Here is a 19,381-nt window from a genome sequence, read left to right as displayed (position 1 = left end):
CGGGGTATCAACATATCTGGCGTTGATTTTTGGCACGCTGTTGAGTTCTCAAGGAACGGACGCTTCCTTTGTACTCACCCTCTCGGGCTTTCCTCTGGGCGCTTCCCTTCGGTGTTCCAAACTCTATCAGTGTTTTTCCGTCTCTCTGACCACCGTCCTGCGGACATGCAGAACGCGACCCCGAGATAGGATCTGACAAGTTGGTTGCTGCCAGGCAAGGGCGCTTGGTCGCACCGCTCAACCTCAAGCAGAAGTACGACTCTACATCCACCTCCGGAGCCGACGCAAATCCGTTTGTGCGGTGTCCTAGGGCTGCCAACCGGGACCACTCACGCGGAACCGGCACTTCGTATGACATACGCTGCTCAGCAGTGGACCGCCCGTGACAGGCAGTGGCGGTTCCCATGAATCTCCACCCCTGGGAGGCTTCCCATGACCACCACCGTGACGTCCCCTCTCGCAGGACGCGCCATCCCCCTCGCCGAGGTACCCGACCCCGTGTTCTCCGGAGCAATGGTGGGCCCCGGTACGGCGATCGACCCGGTACGAGAGCCGTCGGAGGCGGTCGCCCCCGTTGACGGCGTGATCGTCTCCCTTCACCCGCACGCCTTCGTCGTCGTCGACGACCAGGGGTACGGAGTGCTCACCCATCTCGGCATCGACACCGTGCAGCTCAATGGCGAGGGCTTCGAGCTCCTCGTGAACAAGGGGGACACGGTGACGCGGGGCCAGGGCGTCGTCCGCTGGAATCCTGCCGCCGTCGAGACCGCCGGAAAGTCCCCGGTATGCCCCGTCGTGGCGCTCGAGGCCACTGCCGAATCCCTTTCGGACGTGCGCGAGGCCGGCGACGTGAAGGCCGGCGACGAGCTGTTCGGCTGGCAGTGAGCCCCGCGCCGTACGGCACGACACGAGGGACAACGACCACGGCGGGGATATCCCGCCGTACTAGCGGAGACGGGTGAGATGGAAACAACGTTGCGAGGCGTCGGCGTCAGCCACGGTGTGGCGATCGGCGAGGTTCGGCACATGGGGACGGCGGTGCTCGAACCGCCCGCCAAGCAGATCCCGGCACAGGACGCGGAGCGCGAACAGGGGCGCGCCCGCAAGGCCGTGGAGGCGGTGGCGGCGGACCTGATGGCGCGCGGCAATCTGGCGGGGGGCGAGGCCCAGGCCGTTCTCGAGGCCCAGGCCATGATGGCCCAGGACCCCGAGCTGATGGCCGATGTCGAACGCCGCATCGCGGTCGGCAGCACGGCGGAGCGGGCCGTCTACGACGCGTTCGCCGCGTACCGCGCGCTGCTGGCCGGTGCCGGTGAGTACCTCGCCGGCCGCGTCGCCGACCTCGATGACGTGCGGAACCGTATCGTCGCCCGGCTTCTGGGCGTGCCCATGCCGGGTGTGCCGGACAGCGACGAGCCGTACGTGCTCATCGCGCGCGACCTCGCGCCCGCCGACACGGCCTTGCTCGACCCCACGCTCGTGCTGGGCTTCGTCACCGAGGAGGGCGGGCCCACCAGCCACAGTGCGATTCTGGCGCGAGCGCTGGGTGTTCCCGCGGTCGTGGCGCTGCCCGGGGCCGGAGAACTCGCCGAGGGCACGGTGATCGCCGTGGACGGAAGCACCGGTGAGATCTTCGTGGAGCCGAGCGCGGAGAAGAAGGAGCAGCTGACGTCCGCGGCCGCCGAGCGCAGGGCGGCGCTGTCCGCCGCCACCGGCCCGGGTGCCACGTCGGACGGCCACAAGGTGCCGCTGCTGGCCAACGTCGGAGGACCGGCGGACGTGCCGGCGGCGGTAGAGGCCGGTGCCGAGGGCGTCGGCCTGTTCCGGACCGAGTTCCTCTTCCTGGACGACAGCAAGCAGGCGCCGTCCGAGGACAAGCAGGTCGAGGCGTACCGGCAGGTCCTCGAAGCCTTTCCCGAGGGCCGTGTCGTGGTGCGGGTGCTCGACGCCGGCGCGGACAAGCCGCTGGACTTCCTGACTCCGGCCGACGAGCCGAACCCGGCGCTGGGCGTGCGGGGTCTGCGGACGCTGCTCGACCACCCGGAGGTGCTGCGCACGCAGCTGACGGCCCTCGCGAAGGCTTCGGAGGGGCTGCCCGTCTACCTCGAGGTCATGGCTCCGATGGTCGCCGACCGCACGGACGCCAAGGCGTTCGCGGACGCGTGCCGGGAGGCCGGGCTGCGGGCGAAGTTCGGCGCGATGGTGGAGATCCCGTCGGCCGCTCTGCGCGCGCGTTCGATCCTGCAGGAGGTCGAGTTCCTGTCCCTGGGGACCAATGACCTCGCGCAGTACACGTTCGCCGCCGACCGGCAGGTGGGCGCGGTGTCCCGGCTCCAGGATCCGTGGCAGCCCGCGCTGCTCGACCTGGTCGCGCTGTCCGCGGAAGCGGCGAAGGCCGAGGGCAAGAGTTGCGGTGTCTGCGGGGAAGCCGCGTCGGATCCGCTGCTGGCCTGTGTGCTGACGGGTCTCGGAGTCACCTCTCTGTCGATGGGCGCGGCGTCGATTCCCTACGTCCGCGCGGCGCTGGCCAAGCACACGCTGGCGCAGTGCGAGCGTGCCGCCGCCGCGGCACGTGCCACCGACACCGCGCAGGACGCGCGCAACGCGGCTCAGGCGGTGCTGTCCGGCGAGTAGCCGCTCCGGGCCGTCGCTCGGCTGTCGTCAGGGGGCGCTCCACCTGCGGGTGGGGCGCCCCCTTGGGTGTTCAGTGCGCGTGCCCGGGAGCCGGGCCCTCCGCTCCGAGGTCCGGTGGTGTGCAGTAGTCGACGCCCGACTCCGGGGAGACGAGGTCGCCGGACTCGATGTCGGTGCAGTAGGCGTCGAAGACCTCACCCGCGGTGAGGGGGACCAGGCTCTCGCCGCGCAGCCGCCAGCCGTAGACGCGGTCGGTGGTGCCTGGGGCGCTGGTGCGCATGACGAGTCCTCCGGCGCACCGGGTGGCGATGCCGAGAGCGAGCACGGTGGCGAACTCCAGCGTCTCCCCTTCGTCGAGGCGGGTGGTGCCGGTCTCGTCCCCGCCCGTCCGCAGCACGGCCATGAGCGTCTCCGGGGAGGCGGAGACGCTGCACACGAGATGGCGTTCGCCCGGTCCCGCGGTGGCGAGGACACGGGTCAGCAGATACGAGGCGCGGACGAAGGCCGCGCGGCCGATGTCCTCGCCGCAGGACGCGCAGTCGCCGATACGGGCCAGCCGCGTGGTGGCGTACTGCCAGGTCGCCTGGCGGATGCCCTCCTCCACGAGGTGCGGGACGAGTTCGGCGAGGGGCTGTCCCTCGTACGCAACGGTGGGACCCGTCGCCGCCAGCTCGGCGGTGAAGCGGGTGCGGCTGGCCGGGGTGTCGGGATCGAGGCCATGGTCGGCGCAGAACTCCGCGTACTCCTCGGGGTCGAAGAGTGCCACCGTGGTGTGGCTTCCCTGGGAGGCGAGCGTCCTGAGAAGGCCCTCCACCTGCTGGAGGTAGGCGGTGTGGTCGTCGAAGGCGAAGCTGCGGTAGCGCAGCATCGTCGTGAAGTCGTGTTCGTCGGTCAGCAGTCCGATGGTGCCGGCGATCTCGCGGCGCAGGACCCGTCGCATGGAGCGGTGCTCGGTGTGTGCCATTTCTTCCCCCTGTGCACAGTCGTCAATGCTCACTCACCGTAACCGGCAGCACTGACAACGCGCTGGGGTTGAGCCGGTCGCGGACGACTCGGTGCTGAAAACCACAGGTCGCAGCGATGACGGCGCCGAAGAGTACCCAGCCGACGGGACCGGCGGCGATGGCGGCGGTGACCGCCAGTGGTCCGATGCTCCGCTGGGCGGACTGCGCCAGTCCGTGGACGCCGAGGTAGGCGCCCTGCGCCGTCGCGGGGGCGAGGGCGATCGAGAGTTCCCAGGACACCGTCGCGTGGAGCATCTCCGCGGCGGTGAAGGCGACGGCCGCCGCTGTGAGGAGCAGGGTGGCGGTGGTGGTTCCGCCGGTGGCGGAGAGAGCCATGGCGACGCCGCCCAGGGCGAAGGCGGCCGAGAGCGGCAGCAGCAGGGCGCGTGCCGCCGCGCTGGTCGCGCCGAGCCTGGCGAGGGGAACCTGCAGGGCGACGATGATCAGGTTGTTGAGCACCAGGAGCAGGGGGGCGAGGCCGTGGGGTGCGTCGCTCGCATGGGCGATCCACAGGGGCAGGCCGACCTTGAAGACGGCGTCGTCGAGGAAGAGGACGGTCTCGGTGGCGACGTACGCGAGGTAGGTGCGGTCGCGCCAGGGGGTGGCGCCCTTGGTCGTGGTCACCGGGTCGTGCGAGGTGGCGACGGTGCGGGTGGCGGAGGGGGGTTCGCCGCAGCGCAGGGTGAGCAGGGCGGCGCCCAGGAAGGAGAGGGCGTCGCCAGCGAGGAGCCACTGGTAGGCGGTCGTGGTGCCGATGGCGAGGGCTCCGGCCGCCGCCAGGCCGCCGAGGGCCCAGCCGGCGTTGGCGACGGTCCGGTTGACCGCCTGGTAGCGGACCCGCTCCTTGCCGGCCACGCGGGCGGCGTAGAGCTTGGTGAGGACGTTGGCCGCGCGGTCACCGAGGCTGCCGACGGCGCAGAAGGCCACGAGGAGCGCGTAGTCGTCGGTGGTGAGCAGGGCGAAGGAGGCCAGGGCGCGGAGGATCTGGAGCGCCATCAGGACCCGGGTGAGCGGCAGCCGGTCGGCGATGCGGCCGCCCAGGGGCGCGCCGGCGATGCCGATGGCTCCGGAGACGGCCGCGAGGGTGCCTACCTGGGCGACGGAGAGTCCGGTGACGTAGGTGAAGTACAGGACGGAGACCGCTGCCCACAGGCCGCTGCCGGTGCGGTCGACGAGGGCGATCGCGAGCATTCTGCGTCCGTCGGGGCCTCCCGGCACACGTGCCGGCCAGGTGAGGGTGCGCCGTGTCCAACCCGGACTCACTGTTCCCCCTTGATTCCAGTTATGTATTGATACATACTTGATTTCGTGGCAACACAATATGGGATCAGTGGTGGTACCGCCAAGGGAATTGCCGCGTCCGTCGAACGCGGCGTGGCCGAGGGGGCGTTGGCGCCCGGGACCGCGCTCCCGCCGGTGCGCGGGCTGGCCGACGCACTCGGGGTGAGTCCGGGGACCGTGGCGACGGCGTACAAGGAGCTGCGCCGTCGCGGGATCGTGGTGACGCGGGGGCGCGGGGGGACGGTGGTCGCGGAGGCGCCGTCGGTGGCCTCCCGGCGGCCGCCCCGGGTGCCGGAGGGGCTGCGTGACCTCGCGGGCGGCCATCCCGATCCCGCGCTGCTCCCCGATCTGGTCCCGCCCAGCCGGCTCTCCCCCGGCACCCGGTCGCACCGGAGCACGCCTCGGCTGGCGCGGCTCGAGGACGCCACGCGCGCGTGGCTGGCGCCGGACGGCGTGCCCACGGAGCACGTGACCTTCGCGCACGGGGCCCTCGACCTGATCGGACGGCTGCTCTCGGTCGAGCTGCGGCCGGGGGACGCGGTCGCCATGGAGGACCCGGGATACCACCATCTGCTGGATCTGGTGACGGCGCTCGGACTGCGGACGGTCCCGGTCGCGGTGGACGAGGAGGGCATGCGCCCCGACGCCCTGCGCGAGGCGCTGCGGGCGGACGTCCGGGCCGTGGTGTGCAGTCCGCGGGCGCAGAACCCGTACGGCGGGTGCTTCTCGGCCGGGCGCAGGGACGCGCTGGCCGAGGTGCTGCGGGAGGTTCCCGACGTGCTGGTCGTGGAGAACGATCACGCCTCCGCCGTGGCCGGTGTGCCACTGCGCTCACTGACCGCGTGCGGACTCGGCCGCTGGGTGCACGTGCGGACCGTCAGCAAGTTCCTCGGCACCGACCTGCGCTGGGCCGCGGCCGCCTGCGATCCGACCACGCTGGCCCGGCACGACGGCCGGCTGCTGCTGACGTCGGGCTGGGTGAGCCATCTGCTGCAGGAGACCGTGTGCGGGCTGATGACGGACGGGCGGACGCGCGCGTTGGTCGCGCGCGCCGGGGAGACGTACGGAGTCCGGCGGCGCGCACTGCTCGACGGGCTCGCCGGGCACGGGATCGCCGCCCACGGGATGAGCGGCATGAACGTGTGGGTGCCCGTGCGCGACGAGTCCGCCGTGGTGAACGGTCTGCGTTCGCGCGGGTGGTGGGTGGCCGCGGGGGCGCGGTTCCGGCTGGCCTCGGATCCCGGTGTGCGGATCTCGGTCGCCGGTCTCGAACCTGCCGACGCGGCCCGGCTGGCCTCGGACTTCGCTGTCGTGCTCGGCGAGTCCGAGGCCACCTACGGCGGGTGATCAGCCGCGTTCGCGGGCCAGTCGCTCGTAGAAGCGCAGCAGTTCGACGCTGTCCACGGAGCCGAGGTTGACCGCCTTCTCCAGGGAGGCGCCCTGGAGGAGGCGCTTGACGGGGACCTCGATGCGTTTGCCCGTGAGGGTGTGCGGGACGCCCGGTACCTCGATGACCTCGTCGGGGACGTGACGGGGCGAGAGCTGTTCGCGGATGGTCCGCTTGATGCGGTCCAGCAGGCCGTCGTCGAGGACGGCCCCGGGCGCGAGGTGGACGAACAGGGGCATCCAGTAGCCGCCGTCCGGCTGTTCGACGCCGATGACCAGGGACTCCTTGATCTCGGGCAGGCGCTCGACCGCTTCGTAGATGTCGGCCGACCCCATGCGCACCCCCTGCCGGTTGAGGGTGGAGTCGGAGCGTCCGTGGATGACGACGGATCCGCGGGAGGTGATGGTGATCCAGTCGCCGTGGCGCCAGACCCCGGGGTACGCGTCGAAGTAGCTGCCGTGGTACCGGCTGCCGTCGGGGTCGTTCCAGAAACGGATGGGCATGGACGGCATCGGGTTGGTGACCACGAGCTCGCCGACCTCGTCGATCAGGGGCTTTCCGCTCGGGTCCCAGGACTGGAGGTCGGTGCCGAGGCCGGGGGCCTGCAGTTCGCCGATGTACACGGGGAGCGTGGGCACGGCTCCGGCGAAGCAGGAGCACACGTCGGTGCCGCCGCTGACGGAGGCGATCCACAGGTCGTCGCGGACCTCGTCGTGCAGCCAGCGGAAGCCGTCGGGCGGGAGCGGCGAGCCGGTCGTGGCGACGCACCGGACACGGGAGAGGTCGAAGTCGTGGGAAGGCCGTACTCCCGCCTTGCGGCAGGCCATGACGTAGGCCGCCGAGGTGCCGAACAGGGTCGCTCCGGTGCGTTCCGCGATGCGCCACTGGGCGGCCGTGTCGGGATGGCCCGGACTGCCGTCGTACAGGACGATCGTGGTGCCCGTCAGCAGCCCGGAGACGAGGAAGTTCCACATCATCCAGCCGGTGGACGTGTACCAGAAGAAGCGGTCCCCGGGGCCCAGGTCGCAGTGGAGGCCGAGCTGCTTGAGGTGTTCGATGAGGATGCCGCCCTGGGACTGGACGATGGCCTTGGGCAGCCCCGTCGTCCCGGAGGAGTAGAGCACCCACAGGGGGTGGTCGAACGGGACCTGTTCGAAGACGGGCTCCGCGTCGCCGGAGGTCAGCGCCGACCAGTCCAGGGCGCCCTCGGGTGCCCGGGTACCGAAGAGCGGAATGTGGACGACGGCCCTGAGGGTGGGCAGTTCGCGTCGCAGTTCGGCCACCGTGTCGCGGCGGTCGTGCTCCTTGCCGCCGTAGCGGTAGCCGTCGACGGTGAACAGCACGACCGGCTCGACCTGCTGGAAGCGGTCGAGGACGCTGCGGGCCCCGAAGTCGGGGGCGCAGGACGTCCAGACGCCGCCGACCGCGGCCGTGGCCAGCAGGGCGACGACCGCCTGCGGCACGTTCGGGACGTAGGCGCTGACGCGGTCTCCCGGGCGTACACCGAGTCCGCGCAGCTCCGCGGCGAGGGACCCGACCTGGCGGCGCAGCTCGGCCCAGGTCACGGGGGTCGGCTCGTGGGTCTCGTCGACGTACAGCAGGGCTGTCTCGTCCGACCGGGTGGCGGCCGCGCGCAGGGCGTGCTCGGCGTAGTTCAGGCTCGCGCCCCGGAACCACTCGGCGCCCGGCATGGACCGGTCGCCGAGCACGCGCGCGTAGGGGGTCGAGAAGCGTACGTCGAACCACTCGGTGACGGCTTTCCAGAACGTGTCCAGTTCGTCCACGGACCAGCGGTGCAACGCCGCGTATCCCCCTTCGGCGGGGGCTTTGTGATGCTCGGCCGCCCAGGCCTGGAACTGTGTGATCCGTGCCTGGGCGATGCGATCCCGATCGGGCTGCCAGAGCGGCGAGGGGTTCGCTGTGGACATGGGGCGGCTCCCGGACTGTGCGCGTCGTGTGCGTCTGTCGCGCACGAGCGGGGTGTGCGCGTCACGCGGCTGACATGGACCATGCCACGTGATCGACTTCCGCACCAGGGTGGACCACACATAGTCCGTGTCGTGAAGATGTGCTGCCGCCACGGGTGAACGGCAGTTGAACGGCTCCCCTGCGCGGGGCCGCCGATGGCAGGGTGATCAGCATGGACGGTCGTGACCTGGTGCGTTCGATGAGGGCGGTCGGTTCGGCGGGGGCGGCCCAGGGGCTGCGGACCGTGTGGACCGCGTGGCGCGGGAGGCGTGCCGGGGCCACCGGGCTCCCCCGGCGGACCGCGGAGCGGGCCCGGGTGCCCGGTCAGGTGCTGGACGTGGAGCCGGGGCCGGGTGGCGGCGTCGTCCGGTTCGCCCGCTCCGAGCTGCGGATCATGGTGGAGGTGAACGGGGCGGTTTTCTGGGGCTGGGACGGGGCCCGCCCCGGGCCGTCGTACGCACTCGTCGGCGACGGCCCGGAGCCCGATCAGCGGGCCGTCCTGGAGCCGGGCAAGGACGGCGGCTGGCGTGTCGTGGCAGAGCGGGTCACCGTCACCGTCTCCCGCCACGGCGCGGTCGAGGTGCGCACGCCCGGCGGGGTGTTCCTGCGCCGTGACCTGCCGCCCCGGTGGTGGGAACCGACCGACGGCGGCCGGGGGCGGTGGATGCAGCGCACCGAGGTGTCCGCCGACGCCCGGTTCTTCGGGCTGGGCGGGCGCACCCCGGGTCCCCGGCTGCGGGACGGGACGTACCGCCTCTGGAACGCGGATCCCGGCCGGGTTCCGGCGGGCGCGGACACGCCGTCTGCCATCACGATGCCTCTGCACATGGTGGTGTCGGACGCCGCCACCTGCCTCGTTTTCCACGACTCGACGTGGGACGGCACGATGACCCTGCGGGAGGGCGCGGAGGGCGCGGGCTCGGGGCACGACCGGGCGGGGACGTGCGAGCTGCGGATGGACGGCGGGCCGTTGCGCTGCTGGGTGATGGTGGGCACCCCCGCGCGCGTGCTGCGCACCTGGGCGTCCCTGACGGGAGCGCCCGCGCTGCCGCCCGCTTGGGCCCTGGGCCACCATCGCGCGGCGGCGGGCCCGGGCGGGGTGCGGGAGCTGCCGCGGATCGTGGCCGGTCACCGGGAGCACCGTCTGCCGCTGGACGCGGTGCACGTGGACCTCGGTCGGCACGAGCGGCACCCGGGGCCGGCGGCGGACCCGGAGGGTCTTCCGAGGCCGGCGGTGCTCGCCGAAGAGCTGCGACGAGACGGGATACGCCTCGTGTCAGTGGCCGGCCCCGCCGTCCCGGCGGAGCCGGGCGACGCCGTGTACGACCGGGGCGTCGCCGAGGACGTGTTCGTGCGGGACGGCGCCGGCGGGCTCGTACGGAGTGCTGGGCGAGCGGGAGTGTCGGTGTACCCGGACTTCACGCACGCGCGCGTGCGTGTGTGGTGGGGCCGCCTCCACGGGGAGCGGCTCGGCCAGGGGTACGCCGGCTTCTGGTACGGCGTGCACGGGCAGGCGCCGTCGGCGGCCTCGGCACCGTCCGCGCTGCCCCTGTCGGCCCGGCACTTCCTGGAGGGCGACGGCGGGGACCATCGCGAGGCCCACAACGTGTACGCGCTGTGCATGGCCCGGGCCGGCCACACCGGGCTGCGTGAACTGGCGCCGCGCAGCAGGCCGTTCCTCGTGTCCGGCTCGGGGTGGGCCGGGATGCAGCGCTACGGCGGGGCTTGGCCCGAGGAGGTCACCGACGGCTGGCCGGGGCTGCGCGCGTCGCTGTCGACGGTGCTGGGCCTCGGACTGTGCGGGGTGCCCCACGCGGGGGCCGGCACCGTCGGTCCGCAGGAGAGACCGTCACCCGAGCTGTATCTGCGCCGGCTGCAGCTCGGGGCGTACCTCCCCCTGTTCCGTACCGAGGCCGGCCGGCGCGTCGGGTACGGCGAGCCCTGGGAGTTCGGCGAGGACATACTGGAGCACGCGCGCGTGGCGCTGCTGGAACGGCGCCGGCTGACGCCCTACCTCATGACCCTGGCCCATCTGGCGCGCCGCACCGGTGCGCCCGTCGCACGGCCCGTGTGGTGGGGAGCGCCCGACGACCGGGCGCTGCGCGACTGCGAGGACGCCTTCCTCCTCGGCAACCGTCTGCTGGTGGCACCCGTGACGCAGGAGGGTGCCGTCCGGCGCGCGGTGCGTCTGCCCCGGGGGCGCTGGTACGACACGGTGACCGAGGAGCCGCACACGGGCCCGGGACAGGTGATGGTCGACGCTCCGCTGTCCCGGATCCCGGTGCTCGCGCGCGCGGGCTCGGTGCTGCCGGTGCGCGGTGACGACGGCGGCGTGGAGCTGGAGGTGTGGCCGCCCGCTTCCGGACGGACCGGGGGCGGGCTCGTGATCCCCGACGAGGGCGACGGCTGCGACGAGCCGGAGGTCGAGCGGTACACGACCCGGTGGGAGGGCAACCGGCTGATCGTGGAGCGGGACTTCGGCGAGGGGGTCGGCGGCGAGCCGTGCCGCCCGGTGCGGGTGCGGGGGCTCGGCGGGGACGGGAGCCGGGCGCGGCCGGCTCAGATGTAGCGGCCCTCGAACCAGGCCCGTACGGCCAGGGTGTGCAGCGGGAAGGCGAGTTCGGCGGGCCTGCGCAGCAGATGCCAGCCCTCGGTCTCGTCCGTCGGCGCCGACGCGGGCAGTTCGGCGGCCGGGCGTTCCGGCAGGAGCCCGAAGAGGAGCAGGTGCCCGGCCGGGGAACTCAGCGCGTCCGCGAGCCGCACCTCGTGGCTCGCGGCGCCTATGCCGGTCTCCTCCTTGAGTTCACGGACCACGGCGTGCCGCCAGTCCTCCCGGTGGTCGATGAAGCCGCCGGGCAGAGCGACGCCTCCGCGCGCGGGGGCCGTCGTCCGGGTGATGACGACCAGGGCGGCGCCCTTCTCGTCGTACACGGGTTGCAGGGCCACCGCGACCGGCAGCGGGTTGCGGTAGGCGACGGTGTCGCAGGAGGGGCAGGTGCGGGGCCAGCCGGAGACACCGTCTCCGTAGGGCGCTCCGCAACTGGAGCAGTGGGATCCCTGACCGAAATCGGCGGCGGGATGCGGGGTGGCGGACACGCCGGGGACTGTAGTCCATCGGTCCGGCGGCGTCTTCAGCGGCGTCCGGGTCCGCCTAGGGAGCGGGGCAATGCGGCAGCCGGGGCCGGGTGCCCCGCCAGGACTCAGCGGGAGTGCCCGACGGACCTCCTCGCCACCGGGAAGTCGAAGTACGTGTCCGGGAACGGCTCGGGCTTGTAGGTGTAGTGCCACCACTCCTCTGCGAGGTTCACGAAGCCGAGGTCTTCGAGGGTGTCCTTCAGCAGCAGCCGGTTGGCGCGCTGGGTGCCCTGTACACGCGGGTCCAGGGTGTGGGCGAGGGTGTCGAAGCAGTCGTAACCGGTGCCCATGTCCACGGAGTTGTCGGGGAACCGCTCGTCCTGGGGCGCGTAGCAGGGCGCCAGGGCCTGTCCGGGAACATAGGGCCGGGTCGGCTTCGCGGGGAGCCTGACGATCGTCAGGTCCATCGTCGAGCCGCGGCTGTGCCCGGACTTCTCGGCGATGTATCCGTCCTCGAACAGGCGGGACTTGTCGACTCTGGGATAGAACTCGGTCTTCATCGTCTCGTCGTCGAGGTCCTTGGCCCATCGCACGAAGTGGTCGACGGCGCGCTGCGGCCTGTAGCAGTCGTAGACCTTGAGGCTGTAGCCCTTGCGCAGCAGCCTCGTCTGAGCCTTGTGGAGGGCTTCGGCGGCGGGCCTGGTCAGGATGCACAGGGGCTGCCGGTAGCCGTCGACGCGCTCGCCCATGAAGTTGTGCGGGGTGAAGTAGCGCATCTCCTGGATGATCGTCGGATCGACGGATCTCAGGGCGACGAACTCCCGCGGCGCCCTCGGCTCGGGCTCGGCCCGGGCGGTGGCGGAGGCGGCGGTGGCGGAGGCGGCGGTGACGGCCAGGAGCGCGGCGAGGGCGGTGACGAGCCCGCGTACCGCGACGGAGAGTCGTGTCATGCCTCCTGCGTCTATCAGGCGCGGGGGCGTACTGGGAAGCGATCGGCAGGCGCGGGCACGGCGGAAGTTCGTCGGCGTGCGGCACCATCAAGCGGGTTGCCGGGCACGGCATCTGACGGTTCGTGAGGCGTGCTGAGCGTTCCGGCAACCGGTGCGGTCGGCGACCTTGACGCTCCCCGGGTGCCGGTGAACACTTCCCGGTGTCGGTCGGCATCGCCGCATTCGGGCGTTTCCGGGCTCTGCGCAGGCGCGGGCCCGCGCCTGCTCCCAGGACCCGTTCCCACGGGCGATTCCGCTGCCACGGCACGCTCGTCACGGACGCCGAGCGGGGTGCGGTGCTCCCTGCCCCGGCCGAAGTGGCCATGGGAAACGCACCCTGCACGGAGGACCGGGGCGGACCGTCCCGGGCGAGGGCCTAGGAGCCGCCATGACGCATGGAAGCATCTTCGTCGGTGAGTTGATCGGAACGGCCGTTCTCATCCTGTTCGGCGCGGGAGTCTGCGCCGCCGTCACGCTGAACCACTCCAAGGCGAAGGGGGCCGGCTGGGTCGTCATCGCGTTCGGCTGGGGGTTCGGTGTGCTGGCCGGTGCCTACACGGCGGCGCCCAAGTCGGGCGGGCACCTCAACCCGGCGGTGACCCTGGGGCTGGCCGTCGCCGATGTCACCGAGTGGGGGGACGTCCCGTACTACGTCCTGGGGCAGATGGCCGGCGCGATGCTCGGTGCCGTTCTGACCTGGCTGGCCTACTTCTCGCAGTTCCAGGCCAACGCGGACACGGAGACGGCGCTGCCCACGCTCGGTGTCTTCTCCACGGCGCCCGAGATACGCAACCCGGTCGCCAACCTGACGTCCGAGATCATCGCGACCGTCGGCCTGGTGCTGCCCATCCTGTTCTTCGGGGAGAACCTCGGGACGGGGATCGGCCCGATCCCGGGCAGCGACACCGCGTACGGCTCGGGCATCGGCATCCTGCTCGTCTCCCTGCTCGTCGTCGGGATCGGTCTCTCCCTCGGGGGGCCGACCGGGTACGCGATCAACCCCGCCCGCGACCTCGGTCCGCGCATCGTCCACTCCGTGCTGCCGATCCCCAACAAGGGGACGTCGGACTGGGCCTACTCGTGGGTGCCCGTCGTCGGGCCGCTGATCGGCGGGGCCCTGTCGGCCCTCGTGTACAACGCAGCCTTCTGACCCACGACGAAGGGGACGTCATGACGGACACCTCCCAGAAGTACGTCGCCGCGATCGACCAGGGCACCACCTCGAGCCGGTGCATCGTCTTCGACCACGGCGGCGCGATCGTCGCCGTCGACCAGCGCGAGCACCGCCAGATCTTCCCCAGGCCGGGCTGGGTGGAGCACGACGCCATCGAGATCTGGTCCAAGGTGCAGGCGGTGGTCGCCGGGGCGCTCGCCAGGGCCGGGCTCCGCGCCGACCGGCTGAGCGCGCTCGGCATCACCAACCAGCGGGAGACGACGGTCCTGTGGGACCGCGCCACCGGCAAGCCGGTGCACAACGCGATCGTCTGGCAGGACACCCGCACCGCGGCGCTCTGCGACGAACTCGGCGGCGCGGACGGCCAGGACCGGTTCCGCGAGCGGACCGGGCTGCCGCTGGCGAGCTACTTCTCCGGGCCCAAGGCGGCCTGGCTGCTCGACAACGTGCCCGGGCTGCAGGCCCGCGCGGAACGCGGCGAGATCGCCTTCGGGACGATCGACTCGTGGCTGATCTGGAACCTGACCGGTGGTACGGACGGCGGCCGGCACGTCACCGATGTGACCAACGCCGGGCGCACGATGCTGATGGACCTGGAGACGCTCCAGTGGGACACGTCCATCCTGTCCGCCATGAACATCCCCGAGGCGATGCTCCCGGAGATCAGGTCGTCGTCCGAGGTGTACGGCACCGCCGTGGGCGCCCTCGCCGGTGTACCGGTGGCATCGGCGCTCGGGGATCAGCAGGCGGCGGTGTTCGGCCAGACCTGCTACGACGTCGGCACGGCGAAGAACACGTACGGCACGGGCAGCTTCCTGCTGCTCAACACCGGCAACCGGCCGGTGGCGTCGAAGAACGGCCTGCTGACCACGATGGGCTACAAGATCGGCGGTGAGGCACCGGTCTACTGCCTCGAGGGGTCGATCGCGATCACCGGTGCCCTGGTGCAGTGGTTCCGCGACCAACTCGGCATCATCCGGGACGCCGACGAGATCGAGACGCTGGCCGCGAGCGTCGAGGACAACGGGGGCGCGTACATCGTGCCCGCGTTCTCCGGCCTGTTCGCACCGTACTGGCGTGCCGACGCGCGCGGTGTCGTCACCGGTCTGACGCGGTACGTCACCAAGGCGCACCTGGCCCGGGCGGTACTGGAGGCGACGAGCTGGCAGACGCGCGAGGTCGTCGACGCCATGTACCAGGACTCCGGGGTGCGGATCACCACGCTCAAGGTCGACGGCGGCATGACCAGGAACCAGCTGCTGATGCAGCATCAGGCGGACGTCCTGGGCGTTCCGGTGATCCGGCCCCGGGTCTCCGAGACGACCTGTCTCGGCGCCGCGTACGCGGCCGGGCTGGCGACCGGGGTGTGGAGCGACCTGGACGAGCTGAAGTCGCACTGGCGCAAGGACGCCGAGTGGACGCCCTCCATGGAGTCCGCGGTGCGCGACCGCGAGTACCACAACTGGCGCAAGGCGGTCGAGAAGAGCTTCGGCTGGCTGGAGGACGGGGGCCCGGACCCGTCCGGCGGGTGAAGTCCTGAGGCAGTCGCCTCTCACACGCGCGTGGGCGGTCCCCTCACCCGGGGCCGCCCTCCACGCACGCGTGGGCCCGCACTCGCCCTCCGGCCGGATGCGGTGCGTCAGGTGCCGACGGTCTGGCGGCGGTCCGCCGCGTACGCCATCGCGTGCCGTACGACATCGACGAGGACCTCCTTGACGGACTCGCGGTCCCGGGCGTCGCAGAACACGACCGGCACACCCGGGTCGAGGTCGAGGGCCTGGCGGACGTCCTCGACGGGGTAACGGACAGCGTCCTCGAAGCAGTTGACGCCGACGACGAAGGGAATGGAACGCCGCTCGAAGTAGTCCACGGCTGCGAAGCAGTCCTCGAGCCGGCGGGTGTCGGCGAGCACCACGGCGCCCAGCGCCCCGGTGGCGAGCTCGTCCCAGAGGAACCAGAAGCGGTCCTGCCCGGGCGTCCCGAAGAGGTACAGCACCAGGTCCTCGCGGAGCGTGATGCGGCCGAAGTCCATGGCGACGGTGGTGGTGTGCTTGCCCTCCACGCCGCTGGTGTCGTCGACCGGGCGGCCCGCCTCGGTCAGCAGCTCCTCCGTGCGCAGCGGCTTGATCTCGCTGACCGCGCCGACGAGTGTGGTCTTGCCCACGCCGAAGCCGCCGGCCACGAGGATCTTGAGCGTGACGGGCTCGACGGGGGCTTTGCCGCGCTCAGTGCGCCCGAAGATCATCGGTTTCTTCTCCTGCTGGGTCGGTATCGCGCGGGGACGGACCGTATCCGCCCCCGCCGGGGGTTTCGACGACGAGTACGTCGCCGGGGCCGACCTCGGCGACGTCGCTGCCGCCGAGTTCGGTGACCGTGCCGTCGGCGCGTTCGACACGGTTGGCTCCGAGTGCGCCGGGCGCGCCGCCCGCCATGCCGTACGGCGGGAGCACGCGGTGCTGGGAGAGCGTCGAGACGGTCATGGGCTCGCGGAAGCGGATACGGCGCACGGCGCCGTCGCCACCGCGCCACCGTCCGGCGCCGCCGCTCCCGTGCCGGATCGCGAACGCGTCGAGCAGCACCGGCAGCCGCCACTCCAGGACCTCGGGGTCGGTCAGCCGCGAGTTGGTCATATGGGTCTGGACGACGGGCGCGCCGGGGAAGCCGTCGCCGGCGCCGGATCCGGAGGCCACGGTCTCGTAGTACTGGTGGCGGTCGTTGCCGAAGGTGACGTTGTTCATCGTGCCGGAGCCCTCGGCCTGCACGCGCAGGGCTCCGTAGAGGGCGCCGATGACGGCCTGCGAGGTCTCCACGTTGCCCGCGACGACGGCCGCGGGGGGCTCGGGGGCGAGCATCGATCCGGGCGGGACGACGATGCGGAGGGGGCGCAGACAGCCTTCGTTGAGCGGGATGTCGTCGTCGACGAGGGTCCGGAAGACGTAGAGGACCGCCGCGTGGACGACGGAGAGGGGGGCGTTGAAGTTGGTGGCGAGCTGCGGGGAGGTGCCGGTGAAGTCGATGGTCGCCGAGCGTCGTTCACGGTCGACGCCGACGCGTACACGGATGACGGCTCCCGAGTCGGTCCGGTAGGTGTACGCGCCGTCCTCCAGGGCGTCGACGACGCGCCGCACCGCTTCCTCGGCGTTGTCCTGGACGTGCTTCATGTACGCCTGTACGACGTCGAGGCCGAAGTCCCCGATCATGCGGGCGACCTCGTCGGCGCCCTTCTGGTTGGCGGCGATCTGCGCGCGCAGGTCGGCGAGGTTGGTCCTCGGGTCGCGTGAGGGGTGGGGCGCTTCGGTGAGTAGACGCAGGGTCTCCTCCTCACGGAACCGGCCGGCCTCGGCGAGCAGCCAGTTGTCGAAGAGGACGCCCTCCTCGTCGATGGTCCGGCTGTCCGCGGGCATGGAGCCGGGGGCGATGCCGCCGATTTCGGCGTGGTGGCCGCGCGAGGCGACGTGGAAGAGGATGTGCTCACCCTCCGTGTCGAAGACCGGAGTGATGACGGTGACGTCGGGCAGATGGGTCCCGCCGTGGTACGGGTCGTTGACCGCGTAGGTGTCCCCCGGTCGCATGCCCGGGCCGCGCCGGAGGACGGCCTCCCTGACGCTCGTCCCCATGGATCCCAGGTGGACGGGGATGTGGGGGGCGTTGGCGACGAGGTTTCCGTCGGGGTCGAAGAGTGCGCAGGAGAAGTCCAGACGTTCCTTGATGTTGACGGACTGGGCCGTCGACTCGAGGCGTGCGCCCATCTGTTCGGCGATCGACATGAAGAGGTTGTTGAAGACCTCCAGCAGTACGGGGTCCGCTTCTGTGCCGAGATCGGAACTCTGCGTGACCGCCGCGCGTTCCATGACCAGATGCCCGTCGTCGCTCGCGGCGGCGCTCCAGCCGTGGTCGACGACGGTGGTGGCGCTCGCCTCGGTGATGATCGCGGGTCCGGTGACGCGCTCGCCCGGCGGAAGCTGCTCACGGCGGTGCAGGGGCACGTCGCGCCAGGCTCCCCGGTCGTGGAGGCGGGCGGTCGCCGGGTCGGCGGGCGCGGGGCTTCGGGTGTTCAGGGCGGAGAGATCGGGGGGTTCGGTGAGACCGGTGGCTTCCACGGAAAGGGCTTCCACGACGATCGGCCGGTCGAGGGTGAAGGAGTAGGTGGCGCGATGGAGTTCTTCGAAGGCGCGGGCCATGGCGTCGGGCCCGGTGAGGGCGACGGTGAGCGTCGTGTCCGTGCCGTCGTAGCGGAGCTGGGCGCGGCGGGCGACCTCGACGCGGTCATCGGGCACGTTCTCCGCGCGGAGTTCGGCGCGGGCCGCGCGTTCCAGTTCGTCCGCGGTCCTCAGGACGCCGGGCATCGCCGGCGCCCCGAGGGGCTCCTCGACGGACTGCTCGCGCATCGCGGTGATGTCGGCGAGTCCGATCCCGAGCGCCGAGAGCACTCCGGCCATCGGCGGGACCAGGACCGTGCGGATACCGAGGGAGTCGGCGACCCTGCACGCGTGCTGGCCGCCGGCGCCGCCGAACGTGGTCAGCGCGTACCGGGTGACGTCGTGTCCCTTCTGCACGGAGATCCGCTTCACGGCGTTGGCGATGTTGGCGACGGCGATGTGCAGGTAGCCCTCGGCGACCTGCTCCGGGGTCCGGTCGTCGCCGGTCCTCGCGCGGATCTCCCTGGCGAGCGCCGCGAACCGGTCGCGCACGAGGGCGTCGTCGAGCGGCTGGTCGCCGCCGGGGCCGAAGACCCGGGGGAAGTGGGCGGGCTGGATCCGTCCGAGGGCCACGTTCGCGTCGGTGACGGTGAGGGGGCCGCCCGCGCGGTAGCAGGCGGGGCCGGGGTCGGCGCCCGCCGAGTCGGGGCCGACGCGGTAGCGGGAGCCGTCGAAGCGGAGGACCGAGCCGCCGCCGGCGGCGACGGTGTGGATGTCGAGCATGGCCGCGCGCAGCCGGACTCCGGCGATCCGGGTGGTGAACACGCGCTCGTACGCGCCGGCGTAGTGCGAGACGTCCGTGGACGTGCCCCCCATGTCGAAGCCGATGACCCGGTCGTATCCGGCGAGCCGCGACATCCGGGCCATGCCGACGATGCCGCCCGCGGGACCGGACAGGACGGCGTCCTTCCCGCGGAACTGGCCGGCTTCGGCGAGGCCGCCGTTGGACTGCATGAACATCAGCCTGACGCCTCGCAGTTCGTCGGCCACGTGCTGGACGTAGCGGCGCAGGACCGGCGAGAGGTAGGCGTCGACGACGGCCGTGTCCCCGCGGGGGACGAGTCTCATCAGCGGGCTGACCTCGCTGGAGAGCGAGACCTGGGGGAATCCGGTGCGGGCGGCCAGCTCGCCGACCGCCTCCTCGTGCGCCGGATGGAGGTGGCTGTGCACGCACAGGACGGCGACGGCACGGATCCCTTCGTCGTACGCCTCCCGGAGGTCCACGGCGAGGGCGTCCAGGTCGGGGGCGCGCAGGACCGTCCCGTCGGCGGTGATCCGCTCGTCGACCTCGATCACCCGCTCGTAGAGCGGCTCGGGCAGCACGATCTCGCGGGCGAAGATGTGCGGGCGGTTCTGGTAGGCGATGCGCAGGGCGTCGCGGAAGCCGCGGGTGACGACGAGGAGGGTGCGCTCCCCCGTGCGTTCCAGGAGGGCGTTGGTCGCGACGGTGGTGCCCATCCGGACGGTGTCGACGCGTGCGTGTGCGGCGTCCTCACCGAGGAGTTCCCGTACGCCGGCCACCGCGGCGTCGTCGTACCGCGCGGGGTTGTCGGACAGCAGCTTGTGCGTGAGCAGGCGGCCGTCCGGGCGCCGCGCGACCACGTCGGTGAACGTGCCGCCCCGGTCGACCCAGAACTGCCAGCCTGTCACGTCTGTTCTCCGCTTCCGCG

Annotated in this window: 13 protein-coding genes; 6 read left to right on the top strand and 7 right to left on the bottom strand. The window is 72.0% G+C overall.

Features of this window, described 5'->3' with window-relative positions:
- The first annotated feature begins 432 nt into the window (after positions 1–432).
- Together ACFY93_RS04740 and ptsP are read left to right on the top strand one after the other, a co-directional pair.
- Positions 433–885, top strand: coding sequence for a glucose PTS transporter subunit IIA (locus ACFY93_RS04740; protein WP_391353563.1), 453 nt, complete (start codon positions 433–435; stop codon positions 883–885).
- A gap of 78 nt (positions 886–963) precedes the next feature.
- Positions 964–2,634: a phosphoenolpyruvate--protein phosphotransferase gene (ptsP, locus tag ACFY93_RS04735; RefSeq protein WP_391353561.1), complete on the top strand. Its 1,671-nt coding sequence runs from the start codon at positions 964–966 to the stop codon at positions 2,632–2,634.
- 70 nt (positions 2,635–2,704) lie between these two features.
- Here ptsP and ACFY93_RS04730 read toward each other — a convergent pair whose 3' ends face one another.
- The gene (locus tag ACFY93_RS04730; protein WP_391353559.1) at positions 2,705–3,598 is read right to left on the bottom strand and encodes a hypothetical protein; all 894 of its coding nucleotides are present in this window, start codon (positions 3,596–3,598) and stop codon (positions 2,705–2,707) included.
- 22 nt (positions 3,599–3,620) lie between these two features.
- Positions 3,621–4,829 carry an MFS transporter gene (locus ACFY93_RS04725; RefSeq protein ID WP_391353557.1) on the bottom strand — a complete coding sequence of 403 codons (1,209 nt, stop codon included), beginning with the start codon at positions 4,827–4,829 and terminating at the stop codon, positions 3,621–3,623.
- 117 nt (positions 4,830–4,946) lie between these two features.
- Here ACFY93_RS04725 and ACFY93_RS04720 point away from each other — a divergent pair, with 117 nt between their 5' ends.
- Positions 4,947–6,266 carry an aminotransferase class I/II-fold pyridoxal phosphate-dependent enzyme gene (locus ACFY93_RS04720; protein ID WP_391353555.1) on the top strand — a complete coding sequence of 440 codons (1,320 nt, stop codon included), beginning with the start codon at positions 4,947–4,949 and terminating at the stop codon, positions 6,264–6,266.
- On the opposite strand, the gene ACFY93_RS04715 is transcribed toward ACFY93_RS04720, so the two are convergent.
- Positions 6,267–8,234, bottom strand: a complete 1,968-nt coding sequence (locus tag ACFY93_RS04715) for an acetoacetate--CoA ligase (protein ID WP_391353553.1) — start codon at positions 8,232–8,234, stop codon at positions 6,267–6,269.
- A gap of 212 nt (positions 8,235–8,446) precedes the next feature.
- On the opposite strand from ACFY93_RS04715, the gene ACFY93_RS04710 reads away from it, so the two are divergent.
- On the top strand, positions 8,447–10,843 hold the full coding sequence (locus ACFY93_RS04710; RefSeq protein ID WP_391353552.1) for a TIM-barrel domain-containing protein: 2,397 nt from the start codon (positions 8,447–8,449) through the stop codon (positions 10,841–10,843).
- Here the strand turns inward: ACFY93_RS04710 and ACFY93_RS04705 are convergent.
- Complete coding sequence (locus ACFY93_RS04705) at positions 10,834–11,370, bottom strand: NUDIX domain-containing protein (RefSeq protein ID WP_391353551.1); 537 nt, start codon at positions 11,368–11,370, stop codon at positions 10,834–10,836. The genes ACFY93_RS04710 and ACFY93_RS04705 overlap by 10 nt on opposite strands.
- Positions 11,371–11,474: 104 nt before the next feature.
- A complete protein-coding gene (locus ACFY93_RS04700) occupies positions 11,475–12,299 on the bottom strand; it encodes a M15 family metallopeptidase (protein ID WP_391353549.1) in 825 nt (274 codons plus the stop codon).
- Between the two features lie 427 nt (positions 12,300–12,726).
- Here ACFY93_RS04700 and ACFY93_RS04695 point away from each other — a divergent pair, with 427 nt between their 5' ends.
- Both ACFY93_RS04695 and glpK read left to right on the top strand, forming a co-directional pair.
- Positions 12,727–13,488, top strand: a complete 762-nt coding sequence (locus ACFY93_RS04695; protein WP_391353547.1) for an aquaporin — start codon at positions 12,727–12,729, stop codon at positions 13,486–13,488.
- A 20-nt stretch (positions 13,489–13,508) separates the two neighbouring features.
- Complete coding sequence (gene glpK, locus ACFY93_RS04690) at positions 13,509–15,044, top strand: glycerol kinase GlpK (protein WP_391353545.1); 1,536 nt, start codon at positions 13,509–13,511, stop codon at positions 15,042–15,044.
- A gap of 107 nt (positions 15,045–15,151) precedes the next feature.
- Here glpK and ACFY93_RS04685 read toward each other — a convergent pair whose 3' ends face one another.
- Together ACFY93_RS04685 and ACFY93_RS04680 are read right to left on the bottom strand one after the other, a co-directional pair.
- Positions 15,152–15,757: an ATP/GTP-binding protein gene (locus ACFY93_RS04685; protein WP_391353543.1), complete on the bottom strand. Its 606-nt coding sequence runs from the start codon at positions 15,755–15,757 to the stop codon at positions 15,152–15,154.
- Positions 15,738–19,361, bottom strand: coding sequence for a hydantoinase B/oxoprolinase family protein (locus tag ACFY93_RS04680; RefSeq protein ID WP_391353541.1), 3,624 nt, complete (start codon positions 19,359–19,361; stop codon positions 15,738–15,740). The genes ACFY93_RS04685 and ACFY93_RS04680 overlap by 20 nt, the downstream gene beginning before the upstream one ends.
- Positions 19,362–19,381: the final 20 nt, after the last annotated feature.

The sequence above is a fragment of the Streptomyces sp. NPDC008313 genome (assembly GCF_042956125.1).
In the GTDB taxonomy this organism is placed as follows: domain Bacteria; phylum Actinomycetota; class Actinomycetes; order Streptomycetales; family Streptomycetaceae; genus Streptomyces.
This window is presented reverse-complemented; position numbering and strand designations above follow the sequence as displayed.